At 71.4% G+C, this 13,200-nt stretch carries 10 protein-coding genes and 1 pseudogene; 6 read left to right on the forward strand and 5 right to left on the reverse strand.

Translation table 11 applies throughout. From position 1 onward, the window contains the following. Positions 1–65: 65 nt before the first annotated feature. Complete coding sequence (locus tag ACFV7R_RS39010; protein WP_385272946.1) at positions 66–857, reverse strand: NmrA family NAD(P)-binding protein; 792 nt, start codon at positions 855–857, stop codon at positions 66–68. Positions 858–1,055: 198 nt separating this feature from the next. On the opposite strand from ACFV7R_RS39010, the pseudogene ACFV7R_RS39015 reads away from it, so the two are divergent. Next, positions 1,056–1,960, forward strand: a pseudogene (locus ACFV7R_RS39015) (LysR family transcriptional regulator). 153 nt (positions 1,961–2,113) lie between these two features. Beyond that, positions 2,114–3,016 carry a hypothetical protein gene (locus ACFV7R_RS39020; protein ID WP_385272949.1) on the forward strand — a complete coding sequence of 301 codons (903 nt, stop codon included), beginning with the start codon at positions 2,114–2,116 and terminating at the stop codon, positions 3,014–3,016. 6 nt (positions 3,017–3,022) lie between these two features. Here the strand turns inward: ACFV7R_RS39020 and ACFV7R_RS39025 are convergent, their stop codons facing one another. Further along, positions 3,023–6,850, reverse strand: a complete 3,828-nt coding sequence (locus ACFV7R_RS39025) for a WD40 repeat domain-containing protein (RefSeq protein WP_385272951.1) — start codon at positions 6,848–6,850, stop codon at positions 3,023–3,025. A 340-nt stretch (positions 6,851–7,190) separates the two neighbouring features. Here ACFV7R_RS39025 and ACFV7R_RS39030 point away from each other — a divergent pair, with 340 nt between their 5' ends. Further along, positions 7,191–8,039 (forward strand): glycoside hydrolase family 16 protein, encoded by an 849-nt coding sequence (locus ACFV7R_RS39030; protein WP_385272954.1) that lies wholly within the window; start codon positions 7,191–7,193, stop codon positions 8,037–8,039. A 6-nt stretch (positions 8,040–8,045) separates the two neighbouring features. Beyond that, positions 8,046–8,528, forward strand: coding sequence for a hypothetical protein (locus ACFV7R_RS39035; RefSeq protein WP_385272957.1), 483 nt, complete (start codon positions 8,046–8,048; stop codon positions 8,526–8,528). A gap of 445 nt (positions 8,529–8,973) precedes the next feature. Here the strand turns inward: ACFV7R_RS39035 and ACFV7R_RS39040 are convergent, their stop codons facing one another. Further along, positions 8,974–10,203, reverse strand: coding sequence for an RNA-guided endonuclease InsQ/TnpB family protein (locus ACFV7R_RS39040; RefSeq protein ID WP_385272960.1), 1,230 nt, complete (start codon positions 10,201–10,203; stop codon positions 8,974–8,976). A gap of 50 nt (positions 10,204–10,253) precedes the next feature. On the opposite strand from ACFV7R_RS39040, the gene ACFV7R_RS39045 reads away from it, so the two are divergent. Beyond that, entirely contained in the window at positions 10,254–10,412 is a 159-nt protein-coding gene (locus ACFV7R_RS39045; protein ID WP_385272963.1) for an Arc family DNA-binding protein, read from the forward strand. A gap of 84 nt (positions 10,413–10,496) precedes the next feature. Further along, positions 10,497–11,540, forward strand: coding sequence for a tol-pal system YbgF family protein (locus ACFV7R_RS39050; protein ID WP_385272966.1), 1,044 nt, complete (start codon positions 10,497–10,499; stop codon positions 11,538–11,540). Positions 11,541–11,630: 90 nt separating this feature from the next. Here the strand turns inward: ACFV7R_RS39050 and ACFV7R_RS39055 are convergent, their stop codons facing one another. Both ACFV7R_RS39055 and ACFV7R_RS39060 read right to left on the reverse strand, forming a co-directional pair. Beyond that, entirely contained in the window at positions 11,631–12,674 is a 1,044-nt protein-coding gene (locus ACFV7R_RS39055; RefSeq protein ID WP_385272969.1) for an NAD(P)-dependent alcohol dehydrogenase, read from the reverse strand. A 66-nt stretch (positions 12,675–12,740) separates the two neighbouring features. Then, on the reverse strand, positions 12,741–13,139 hold the full coding sequence (locus ACFV7R_RS39060; RefSeq protein ID WP_385272972.1) for a DUF2255 family protein: 399 nt from the start codon (positions 13,137–13,139) through the stop codon (positions 12,741–12,743). Between the last annotated feature and the right edge of the window lie 61 nt (positions 13,140–13,200).

Consider the following 13,200-nt stretch of genomic DNA (forward strand, 5'->3'; position numbering starts at 1 on the left):
TGCGGAAACACCATGTCCAGCAAGTCGTCACACACTGCGGACCATGCCACCGAAGTGACATTCGGTCACCCCATCACGAAAATCTTGACTGAGCCGGTGTTGAAGCCCTCCCGCATCTCCACCCAGCTGCCGATCGCCGCCGGCGGCAACCCCATCTGCTCGAGGGCCTGCTGCCACTGGTCGCGTGCGATGACCTGCGCCACGACCGGGTGGCCCAGCGCGGCGGAGAAGGCGGCGGCGACCTCGGAGGGCGTGTAGTCGGCGGCAGCGGCGAGCTCGACGGTGCGGCTGTCGGTGCGCTGCAACTCCCGTACGACGGTGTCGGCGATGTCCCCGACGGCGACGTGCGGGATCGGCCGGTCCAGCGGTGCGAAGAAGCTGGGCAGCGCACCGCCACGCATGGCCGGCACGCTGGGCAGCCAGTTGGTCATGAAGTTCCCGGCTCGCACGAAGCTCGCGCCCAGCGGGCGCAGGGCCTGCTCCAGGATGTGGGTCGTGACGACGTTGCCGGTGCCCTCCGGGTGCTGGGCACCGATCGAGGACAGGGTCACCGCCCGGGTGCCTCCGGCGGCCAGTGCCGTGCGGTAGGCGTCGGCGACGGCACGCGCGGAGGCCGACATGTCGTCGGATGCGTAGTCCGGGGGGTTGAGCACGTAGACCGCTCGGGCGCCGGTGAAGGCTTCGGTCAGCGCGGCAGCATCCCGTACGTCGGCGTGGGCCACCTGAGCGCCGAGGTTCTGCCATTCCTGCCCGCTGCGGCCCGGCCGCAGCACCACACGAACGGGTTGCTTCTGCTGCAGCAGGGTGCGGGCGACCGCTCCGCCGGTCTGCCCGTTGGCTCCCATGATGACGAACATGGCGCACTTCCTCCGAGGTCTGTGGGGGCGCCCCGGTCTGGCCGAAGTGACCACGGGGCGGTGCATTCACCATGCGTGCACGACGGGACCGCCGTCCAAAACCTGTTCTGCAAACCGCGATGCAGAATATGAATCACTGCAGGTCAGCATGCGTACCGGCCGAGTCGTCGCCCGTCCGACCGGCGTTACAGTCGGGGTATGACCGACACGCCCGAGGCCCACGCGGATCTGGACCTTCGGCTGGTGCGCTACTTCACCGCCGTCGCCGAGCACCGCCACTTCGGCCGCGCCGCTGCCGCCCTGCATCTGGCCCAGCCCTCCCTGAGCCGACAGATCCAGCGCCTGAAGGAACAACTCGGCGCCCGCCTGCTGGACCGTACGCCCCGGGGAGCGGAGCTCACCGAGGCCGGAGCGGTGTTCCTGCCGCGCGCCAAGGCGCTGCTGCGTTCGGCGGCGCAGACGCGGGCGGCGGCCGAACCGACGCGACTGACCGTGGGCTACACGACCGGTCTGATCGTCACGCCTGCCGTACGGGCACTGCGCCGGCGCCACCCGGACGCCGACGTGCACACCGTCCACCTGTCCTGGGACGAACCGCGCCAGGCGCTGTTGGATCACCAGGTGGACGCCGTCGTGGCCCGCCTCCCGTTCACCACCGACCAGCTGCACGTCACCGTCCTCTACGACGAGCCGCGGCTGCTGCTGGTACCTGTCGACCACCGCCTCGCCGGCAAGGAGTCCGTCACCCTCGACGACATCGCCGACGAACCACCCCACGCCTGCGCGATGCCGCATGGAACGCCTTCTGGCGCGTCGACCCCCGACCCGACGGCCGCCGTGCACCCGACGGGCCGCTGGTGGAGACGGTGGAGGACAAACTCGAACTCGTGGCCGCCGGCGACGCCATCACACCCGCCGGTGCCATGACCACCTACCACCGCCCGGACCTGACCACGATCCCCCTCGAAGGACTCGAGCCGGCGCACGTCGTCCTCGCCACCCGCGCCGGCGACCGCAGCCGCCTGGTCACCGTCTTCCGCACCGCCGCCCGAGCTCACCTCAGCGGCCCCACGGACGCGGGCGGGCTCCCCTCCCACCGCTGATCGAGAACCACCCTTCGGCGAGTTCACCGGCAGTGTTTGTTCACCGCTGCGGACCGGGTGACCGAACAATCCGTGCCGCATTGAACTGGGCCGACGGTGCCGGCATCCGCACCGCGAAGACGTCGGGATCACAGCACGGAGAGAGGTCCTTGGATGTTCAGGAGAGGGAGCGTCGCCGTCGTGGCCGCCGGGCTGATACTGGCCGTCGGCGGCTGCGGCGGCGGCACGGACGAGAAGGCCGACGCGTCGGGCAGGGCGTTGGCCCAGCCGGCGCCGACACGGCCGCCGTCCGGGGAACTGGTCGAGTGGGTCGGCGACATGTGCGTGCAGACGAGTGCGCTCGAAGACCTCCGGGCGGAGAGCGCAGCGGATCTGCAGCAGATCCGGAACCCGGACGAGGCCGGCTCGGACGCCCACCTCTTCGCCGTCAGCTACCTCTCCCGGACACCGTCGGCGGTGGACGATGTGGAGAGCGCCCTGACGGAGCTCGACCCGTCGGGCGTTCCCGCGGCCGACCGGCTGCGCAACGCCTTGCTGAAGAAGGTGAAGGGCGTCGCGGACCACCTCGACGAGGTGCCGCTGATCGATGCCGCCGTCGACGCCGAGGGCATCGTCGCGGACGTCGACAAGCGCGTCCAGTCCCTCACCCCGCCCCAGCCGGATCTGCTCGCGCTGACGAAGAAGGATCCGCAGCTCGCGGCCGCGTACCAGCGCGCCGAGCAGTGCTCCCCGGGCTGGAATCCCGACGAGGAGGCGGCCTCGCCCACGCCCACGCCCACGCCCACCGGCCCGCTGCCCAAGGCGGCGGACGGCAAGAACACCGACGCCTGCTCGGACGGTGAATGCGAGGTCCTGGTGACCTCGCCGGTGTGGATCACGGCGAACGGGATGGACGTGCATGTCACCCCGGGGGACGGCTCCGTCACCTTCGAGACACCGAGCGCCGTGATGCGGCTCGGTGGCCAGGGCGGTGTGGCCAAGTGGGGCGACGATCTGAAGGCCACCGTCGTCGCGCAGAACAAGGAGGGTGCCGTGCTGAAGTTCACCATTCCCTGAGCGCCCCTAACGCCCCTCGCACACCTCCCGGTACCCGAGGCGCGGCAGGTGCTCCTCCCATTCGGCGCGGGTGAGGACGCCGCCGGTGCGGGCGCAGACGTAGTCCGCCGCGCGGTCCGCGTGCAGGGTCCACACCCGGGCCGTCAGGTCGTAGCCGACGGAGGTGAGGGCGTCGCCTTCCGGGCTGAACGCGACCGAGGTGACGGTGTCGACATGGCCGGTGAGTTGCCGGCCGTAGGGCTCGGCACGGGCCGGGTCGGCCACGTCCCACAGGCGGACCGTGTGGTCGCCGCTGCCCGTCGCCAGCGTCTTCCCATCCGGGGCGAAGGCCACGGACCTGACGGGCCCGCGGTGCCCGGCCAGTTCCTCCCCCAACGGCCGTGAGCGGTCCGCCTGTTGTACGTCCCACAGCCGCACCGTACGGTCGTCGCTGCCCGTTGCCAGCGTCTTGCCGTCCGGGGCGAAGGCCACCGCGTTGACCGGTTCGTCGTGCCCGGTGAGGGCGAAGCCCGCGGGCCGCGCCCGCGCCTCGTCACCCACGTGCCACAGCCGGGCCGTGGCGTCCTCGCTGCCGGTGGCCAGGGTGCGGCCGTCCCGTGCGAAGGCCACGGACGTGACGGCGTCGGCGTGGCCGTGCAGCGGTGCGCCGAGCGGCCGTACGTAGTCCGGCCGGCGTACGTCCCACAGCCGGGCCGTGGCGTCCTCGCCGCCGGTGGCCAGCGTGCGGCCGTCCGGCGCGAAGGCGACGGCGAGGGCGCCGCCGTCGTGCGCGTCCAGCGGTGTGCCGAGCGGGGCGGGACGTTCGGGCGCGGAGACGTCCCACAGCCGTACGGTGCCGTCCTGCGAGCCGCTGGCCACCGTACGGCCGTCCGGCGCGAAGGCGACGGCCAGCACCTCGTCCTCGTGGCCGGTGAGGGTACGCAGGAGGCGGCGCGGGTTGCCCGGATCGGCCACGTCCCACAGGCGGATCAGGGCGTCGTCGGTACTGGCGGCGGCGAGCAGACGGCCGTCGGGGCGGTAGGCGACGGCGGTGAGGGGGTTGGTGAAGTCGGTGAGGACGGTCGGCGGCCGGTGCCAGAGGCGGACGCTGCCGTCGGCACCGGTGCTGGCGAGGGTACGGCCGTCGCGGCTGAAGGCCACATCCCACACCGCCTCCGTGTGGCCGGTCAGCGGCTCCCCCAGCTGCTGCGGGTAGGCCGGGTTGGCCACGTTCCACAGCATCGGCGCGTCGTCCTCGCCCGCGCTCACCAGGGTCTCGCCGTCCGGACTGAACGCCACCGACATGACGGGCGCGGTGTGCTCGGTCAGCGGTTCACCCAGCGGCTCCGGGCGGCCCGGGTCGGACACGTCCCACAGCCGTACGGTCTCGTCGAAGCCGGCCGTGGCCAGCGTCCGCCCGTCCGGGGAGAAGGCCAACGCCCAGACGGAGGCGGTGTGTTCGCGCAGCGGCTTGCCGAGCGGTGCGATGCCGTCGTCGGCGCTGAACCGCCACATCCGTACGGTCCCGTCGAAACCGGCCGTGGCCAGGGTGTCCCCGTCCGGGGCGAACGCGACGGCGCGGACGCTGCCCGCCTCCGACTCGTCGGCCTCGGCAGGCTCGCCGAGCGGCGCGGGGCGGGCCGGGTCGCTGAGGTCCCACAGCCGTACGGTCCCGTCGTCGCCCGCGGTGGCCAGCGTCCGGCCGTCGGGGGCGAACGCGACGGAGACGATGTTCTCCTCGTCGTGGCTCACCAGCGGCCGGCCGACGGGGCGGGGCCGCCGGCGGTCGCGTACGTCCCACAGTCGGATGCCGCCGCCTTTCCCCGTGGCCACCAGCAGGTCGCCGTCCTGCGGAGCGAAGGCGGCCGCGCCGACCGGTCCCGTACGGAGGTGCAGCGGTTCGCCCAGCGGCCGGCCCGTGCCGGTGTCCCACAGCCGGACCGTGCCGTCGTGGCCGCCGCTGGCGAGGGTGCGGCCGTCGGGCGCATACGCCACGGAGCTGCCGACACCGTCGTGGCCGGGCAGCCGGGTGGCCAGCACGCGGCCCGCGTCCGAGGCCAGCCGGGTCCGCAGGTCCGGGGTGGAGCGCATGCGGTGCGCGGCGACGTCGAGCCGGGCGGCCAGCCCGGCGTCGGTCTCGCGGACACGGTCGGCCTCGGCGGTGAGGCGGCCGAAGACGGCCTCGTCCCGCTCGGCCTGCGCGGTGGCGCGCGCCTGGAGGGCCACGACGGCGGTGCCGGTGGCGAGCAGCACGAGCGCGGCGAGTACGGCCACGACCGTACGGCGCAGTCGCGCGGCGCGGCGTCGGCGCCGGATCGAGGCGGTGAGGAACTGCCGCTCCAGCGGGGTGAGTTCCTCGCTGCGGTGGTTCTCCCGTGCGGCGTCCTGCGGGAAGGCGTCGCGGGCGGCGTGCAGACGGGAGCCGGCGTAGAGCGCGGCGTTCTCCCGGCCGAGCGCCTCCCAGGTGCGGGCCGCCTCGGAGAGCGAGCGGTGGACGCGCAGCCGGTCGCGTTCGGCGTCGATCCATGCGCGCAGTCGGGGCCAGGCGGTGATGAGGGCTTCGTGGGCGAGGTCGACGGTGCCGTCGTCGAAGGTGATGAGGCGGGCGCGGACCAGGCGTTCCAGTACCACTCGGGTGTCGGCGGGGCTGCCGAAGTCGAGTTCCGCGTGCTCGGTGGGCCGACGCGTGTCAGGTGTGCCGTCGCCGGGGGCGACGAGGCGGAGCAGAATACGGCGGACCAGCTCGGCCTGTGACGCGGTGAGTTCGCCGTACACCTGCTCGGCCGTACGGACGACGGCACCGTGCAGTTCACCGGCCGCCACATAAGCACTCTCGGTCAGGACGCGGCCGCTGCGGTGGCGCCAGGTCTCCAGCAGGGCGTGCGACATCAGCGGCAGTCCGCCCGGGGCGTCCTCGACCTCGTCCAGGAGGCGGTCGGTCAGGGAGCGTTCGACGATCAGGCCGGCTGCGGCGGCCGGGCGGACGATGGTCTCCCGCAGCTCCGCGCGGCTCATCGGCCCGGCGAGCAGCGTGGCGTCCTGCAACGCGGCGGTGAGGCCGGGGTGTTCGGCGCAACGGCCGAGGAAGTCGGCCCGCACCGCGATGACGACGCGCAGCCGGCTGTCGGCGTCGGTGGCAGCGACGAGGCGGTCGATGAAGGTGTCCCGGTCGGCCGGGTCGGCGCCGAGGGTGTACAGCTCCTCGAACTGGTCGACGATCAGCCAGGTGTCGGCGTCGGTGCCGGGTACGGGCAGGAGCCGGTCGGCGTGTGTGCGCAGCGGGTCCGCACCGGGTGTGAGGATGCGTACGGCCGCGGGCGTGGTGTCACGGTCTCCGGCGCCTTCGCCGTCGCGCGGGGTGCGCAGCCGTGGGATCAACCCCGCGCGCAGCAGGGAGGACTTGCCGCTGCCGGAGGGGCCGAAGACGGCGGTGAAGCGGTGCTTGCGGTTCAGCTCGGTCAGCCGCTCCACGAGCTGGTCGCGGCCGAAGAACAGTTCGGCGTCGCCCGGTTCGAACCGGGCCAGGCCGCGGTACGGCGGCCGGGAGGTCTCGTCGTCGGCGGTCTCGGCGGCCAACTCGGCCGACGCCTCGCGCCAGCGCCGATCCCACTCGATCACGTCGCCGCCGCACGCCTTCACGTAGGCGAGCGTCACCGCGCGGGTGGGCAGCTGCTTCCCTGCCGCCGCCTGTGACAGGGTGGTCACCCCGTACCGCGCCCGCTGGGCCATCGCCCGGTACGTGGGTCTCCCCGCGGACTCGCGCAGCGCGCGCAGTTCGGCGGCGAACCGCGGCACCGGTCCGGCCTCCGGATCCAGCTCGCCCTCGGTGCGCCCCGGTCCTGTTGGTGCCGACACGTGCCCGCTCTCCCCTCGTCCACCTGGTCGCCGACACGCCATTACCCAGCGGGTCCACTCGGGCGCCCACGGTAGGGAGTCGCGGGGACGGCCGCAATCGAACTTCCGGGTATCGGCAGGCACGACACGGGAGTTCACTCGATCCTCACGCTTCCTCCCTACCAGCGCGTTCGGTTCGCGGGTTGTTCGGTGCCGGGCGAGGACCTGCCGAACAACGGCGTACGGCGGTCGACTGGCCGAGGGACGTGGCCAGGACGGGCCACGGCGCGGTCGGAGCCCCGCGAGGGGAGGGCTCGGGCCGTCCCCCTTGTCCGCAAGGCACGACAGCTGAAAGGGAGTCATGTACGGACGACTTCGCGCCCGGCACCTCGCCGTGGGGTTCGGCGCGGCGGCACTCGCGGCGACGCTTACGGCGACCGCGGTGAACGCCGCCCCCGCCACTCCGACGACCGCCGCCGAACGGTACGGCTGGGGCGCCCCGCTGCCCGAGTGGTCGGACGAGTTCGACTACGGCTCCGAGGCCGACCCCGCCATACCCGACCGCGACAAGTGGCGCCTGGCGGGCGGCGGCCCCGGCAAGTGCTGGCCCGGCCACAGCGACAACGGCCGCCGCTGCGACGTCAACACCCGGGTCGTCGGCGACGTACTGCGCATGACCGGCGAGGCGAACGGCGACACCGGCTGGCTCGCCTCGCCGTACGGCCGGCAGTACGGCCGGTGGGAGGCCCGCGTACGCTCCCGGGCCACCGCCCCCGACAACGGGCGGCAGTACCACCCGCTGCTGATCCTGTGGCCGGACTCGAACAAGCACCCCGAGGACGGCGAGTACGACTACCTGGAGAACGGCGCCCCGGGCGAGAGCTGCGCCGAGGCGTTCCTGCACTACCCGCACCCCGAGGGCGTGCCCGTGCAGCAGGAGTTCGCCCAGAAGTGCGGCGTGGACCTGTCGCAGTGGCACAACGTCGCCATCGAGTGGACCCCGGACCATCTGCGCGGCTTCATCGACGGCGAGGAGTGGTTCCGCTTCGCCGACGGCGCCGACGCGGACCGCGACTGCATCCAGTGCGCCCCCTCCATGCACCAGACCATCCAGCTCGACAACTTCCACGGGGACGACCTGCAGAGCGCCGTCTACGAAGTGGACTGGGCCCGGGTCTACGACCTGCCCGACAACGAAAGCGTGAGGTGATCCGCCATGCAGAGCTCTCCGTATCAGCCCGGTCAGGCTGTTGTGCCCGAGAAGGTGCGCATGCCCGGGGCCCTCGTCTTCGTTCTCGTGATCGTCACCGCGCACGCGGTGGGCACGGTCTTCGGCGGCTGGGCGATCATCGAGGAGAACCGGAGCAAGCAGGAGCACGGGCAGGAACTGCTCCTGCCGATGGGCATGGCCTGGTTCGTGGCGCTGTTCTGCTGGGCGCTGGCGGCGCTCATGGCCGTCTGCGTCGTACTGGCCCGGGGGCGCCGCCCCTGGGTCCGCGTCGTGCTCATCGTGAGCCTGTCCTTCGTGGCGTTCGGGACGGTTCTCGGTTTCGTCGGCTCGCTGGCCTCCGGGGCGCCCAGCCTCCCGGTGTTCGTGATCGCCGGCATCGATGTGGCGGCCCTGTGGATGGTGTGCGGCGAGACCGGCCGCCACTACTTCTCCGTACGCGGCCCGGCACCGGCTTCGCTTCAGGGGTGATGGCCCGTGGACTCCCCTACGTACACACACGACCCGTACCGGCAGCCCCCGAGCCGCCGGAGCCGCCCAGGGCCCCGAGGCCGTGCGACCCGGTGGCGGTGGCACTCGGCAACGCCTCGCTGCTCGGCATCGGTTATCTGCTGCTGGGCCGCTGGAAGCCGGCCGCGTTCGCCGTAGTCGGCACGGGCTGGCTTCTCAACCTCACCGCATCGACCGCCGAGACCTGGTGCGAGATCCTGCTGCTCCTGTGGTGGGCGGCCGGCATCGCCCACGGCTGGTTCCTGGCTCGCCGGCGCGCGGAGCAGGTCGTACGACGCGGGCAGCGCGCGGCCGCACTCGCCGTCACGGTCGCGGTGCTGCTGACCGCCGTGCTGTTGCGCGTCGACGCGTACGGAATCGAGGACCGCTTGAATCCTCCCCTCCCTGAAGGGAGGGGACTCCTGGCTCAGGCTGCCTCTGGGAGCGGCGCTCCCGGAGGTCTTATGCCCTCGACACCAGCCGGGTTGAGACCTGCCCGGACGAGCATCACACGTGCGGAGTTCTTGTCTCTGGCAGAGACGACACCGCACGCGGTGCAGGTGTAGGTGCGCTCGGACAGCGGCAGTGCGTGCTTGGTTCTCGCTCCGCAGGCTGCGCAGTCCATCGTGGTGTGCGTGGGGTGCACGAGGCGGACGTCCCGCCCGTGCTTGCGGCCCATCTCGATCAGGGCCTGCTTGGTGGCGCCGATCGCGGCGTCAGCGGCCTTGCGGGCCATAGTGGTACGGCTGAGGAACTTCGGCTTGAAGTCCTCGACAGCGATGGCGTCGTGGTCGGTCACGACGCGCTTGGCCCACTTGCGGCCGGTGTCCTGTCTCTGCCGTGCGATCTTCGCGTAGGTCTTCGCACGCCACCTTTTCGCCTCGCGGTAGCCCCTGGAGGCGGCTTGGCCTTTCTTCGGTTTGCGGCGGGCCATCATCCGGTCGTACCGGGTCAGCGTGGCCTGGGCCTTCTTCCCGTGCTGGGCATGGGGAAGGTCGTGTGTGTCGGAGGTGGTGGTCGCGGTCTCCTTCACGCCCCAGTCCACGCCGAGGACCCTGCCGGTCTCGCGCAACGGCTGCACCTCGGTGGCGACGACGAACGAGGCGTACCAGTGGCCGATGCTGTCCTGGTACACGCGTACCGAGGTGGGGTCGGCGGGCAACTCGCGGCACCACACCACCGTCACGACGATGCCGCCTGCCAGGTGCAGGCGGCCGTCCTTGAGCCGGAACCCGCGCTTGGTGTAGTTCAGCGTGGGCAGCGCCTCGCGCTTCTTCTTGCACTTCGGCATCCCGGCCCGGCGGTGCATCGGCAGCCGGTCCTTGATGTCCTTCTGTGCCTTCGCGCGGGAACGGCCGAAGTCCCGGATGAGCTGCTGCTGCGGCACCGACGAGCCCTCGGCCAGCCATGGCGTACAGGTGCGGGCCTCGGTCAGCATCTTGTCCAGCTGCGCCGGGCCGCAGGTCAGCTTCTCGGCGGCCTCGGGCCGCTCCTGATTGCGGGCGTGGGTCTGTTTCGACTTGGCTACGCACTCGTTCCAGATCCACCGGCACCGGTCCCACTCCGCCATGAGGGTGGTTCGGGCGGTCGACGACACACGCAGCCGGTAGGTGTACCGGGCGCGCCCGGCATCCTCGGCCCCCTGCCGCGTCGTCATGGTGTCACACTACCACTCCTCAGGCGCCATCAAGCAACTAGTCTGGAGTCATGGATGAGACAACACGTATCACGCTGCGCCTGCCCGTCGACCTCCACGAATGGCTGGTCGCTCAGGCCAAGTCAGCCCGCAGGTCTCTCAACTCCGAGATCGTGTACCGCCTGGAGGTCGAGCGCGACGCTGCTGAGGCAGACGGCGAATCGCCCTGAAGGCGATTCGCCTTTCCCTGCCCTGCTCCGCAGGAGTCCGATTCCTCCCCGGCCTGAAGGCCGGGGCATCCTCGGAAGATCCCGGTGAACGAGGCCCGCGAGGGCGGCGACTGCGAGAGGGCCGTGGCCGCGCAGGGTGAGGTGTGGTGGGGCCACCGCCTGGCGGGCGCACCGGTGGTCGAACCCGGCGACGCGGTGGTGGAGGCGTGCCACCGGCTGGAGCGGGCCGCGTCCAGGCTGGCCGCCGGACGGAGCGGGAGCATCGAGGACCTGGAGCGGGGCTTCGACATCCTCGCCGGCGTCCTGAACAAGCCCGGCAACGAGCAGACCGTCAGGACGGTCCTGGACACCTTCCTCGACGGCCTGCCCACCAAGGACTCCTGCGACACCGCCGACATCGCAGAATGGCTCCGCGGCCGCGAGTCCACCCAGGACGTACTGGACCGCTCCGCCACCGCCGCGACGCGCATGGAACCCGCCGCACTGGTGGGATGCGGCGACGACCTGATGGACGAGGACGACTGGCAGCAGGCGCGGGCGCACTACCAGCACCTCCTCGACGAGTACCCGGACGACGCACGCACGGACCAGGCACGCAGCGGGGTGAAGAAGGCCGACCTCGCCATCGAGCTGGGGAAGGTACGCGATCTGGTCGAGGACACGACCGGCGCGTCGACCGGCTACTGCGACACGCCCGCCAAGTACAGCGGTGCCCTGCCGTACCGCAAGGGGTTCAACCGCGCGATGTTCCTCGGCGACACCGAGTACACCGACCAGCTCCCCAGCGACTGGCGCACCGGCGACCCGGCCAAGGCCGCGCTCGTGGTCTGCGCGGACACGGCGAAGAACGGAGCCGCCGTCGAGACGTGCCACTACGAGAACGACCTGTCCGAGTACCTCACCCACGAAGTGACCTTCTACAAGGTCAAGATCCCGCTGAAGGTCTACGAGCTGCGCACCGGAAAGCGTGTCGACCCGCGCGAGGTGCAGATCAGCGGCGGCAGCTGCCCGAGCGTCCTGCACTACGAGTACTACGGCACGTACGACTACGGGCCGGGCAGCGAGGAGTTCGTCTCCACCTCCAAGTCCGATGTGAGGGACGCCTTCTGGCCGGTCGTCAAACGGTGACCATGCGTGGGGGAGCACCTCGGCACCCCGTACGGGAGACGTGACGGGGGCTGCTCCCGTACGGGGTGGTCTTGGAGGCCGGGGCGGCGGTCAGGCCAACGTGGAGATGTCGATCACAAACCGGTACCGCACGTCGGAGGCCAGGACGCGCTCATACGCTTCGTTGATCTTCTCGACAGGGATGACCTCGATCTCGGCGCCCAGGCGGTGCTCGGCACAGAAGTCCAGCATCTCCTGGGTCTCGCGGATGCTGCCGATCACCGAACCAGCCACCGAACGGCGGCCCATGAAGAGGGTCCACGCGTTGATCGACAGCGGTTCCGCCGGGGCGCCGACGTTGACAAAGGTGCCGTCCACGGTCAGCAACGACACGTAGGCGTCCAGGTCGAGGTTCGCGCTCACCGTGTTCACGATGAGGTCGAAGGTGCCGGCGAGCTTCTCGAAGGTGACCGGGTCACTGATGGCGTAGTAGTGGTCCGCGCCCAGGCGCAACCCGTCGTCCTGCTTCTTCAGCGACTGTGACAGGACGGTGACCTCGGCGCCCATGGCATGGGCGAGCTTGACGGCCATGTGGCCGAGCCCGCCCAGGCCGACGATCGCGACCTTCTTGCCGGGGCCGGCGCCCCAGTGCGTCAGCGGTGAATAGGTGGTGATGCCGGCGCACAGCAGCGGCGCGGCCTCGTCCAGTCCGATGCCCTCGGGGATCTTCAGGACGAAGTCCTGGTCCACGACGATGTGTGTGGCATAGCCGCCCTGGGTGGGTCGGCCGTCCCTGTCTACGCCGCCGTAGGTGAAGGTGTGTGTCTTCAGGCAGTACTGCTCATTGCCCTTTCGGCACTCGTCGCACTCGCGGCAGGAGTCGACCATGCAGCCGACACCGACCCGGTCGCCGACGGCGTGCTCGGTGACCTCCGAGCCGGTGGCGGTGACGACTCCGGCGATCTCATGACCGGGGGCGACGGGGTAGCTCACCGGGCCCCAGTCGCTGCGGGTGTGGTGGATGTCGGAGTGGCAGATACCGGTGTACTTGATCTCGATGAGGACATCGCGTGGGCCGACGTCCCGGCGCTCGATGGTCATGGGGACGAGCGGTTCGGTCGCGGACGTCGCGCCGTAAGCGTTGATGGTGAACACTTTGTCTCCGGTCGTGGGGGGTGTGCGTGGTTCCTCGACGGCTCCGTGGCCGTTGAAGCCTGTGGGTCAGGAGCCGTCCGGGCGCGGCACGAGCCGGATGGTCGTGGAGCTCGCCTCGGGGCTCGTGATGGCCTGGATGATGTAGGCGGCGTAGTGGCCGTACTTGGCGCGGTAGGCGGCGTCGACGGCGTCGTTGACCTCGTCGTCGGCGGCGTCGACGAAGGTGACGGCCTTGGTCACTCCGCCGGCCTGGATGCGGCCCTCCTGGCGTACGCGGGTGCCGCGGTACCAGTCGGAGCCGGGGCCGTTGACCGAGCGGACGTAGATGTCGTCGCCGAGGCGTACGACCCAGATGGTCCGTCGGCTGCTGAGCCCGCCGTCGCGCCGTAGTGACGCGATCTGCAGTTCCTCGGCATGTCCGACGCGGTCGAGTTCGTCGTCCGTCCAAGCCGTCGTGGTGGTCATGGCTTCGCCTCTTTCTCGGGGTCTTTCCCAGGTGCGGCGGGCGCGGCGGTGGGGGCCGGCC

It is taken from the genome of Streptomyces sp. NPDC059866 (assembly GCF_042731325.1).
Classification (GTDB): Bacteria; Actinomycetota; Actinomycetes; order Streptomycetales; family Streptomycetaceae; genus Streptomyces; species Streptomyces flavusporus.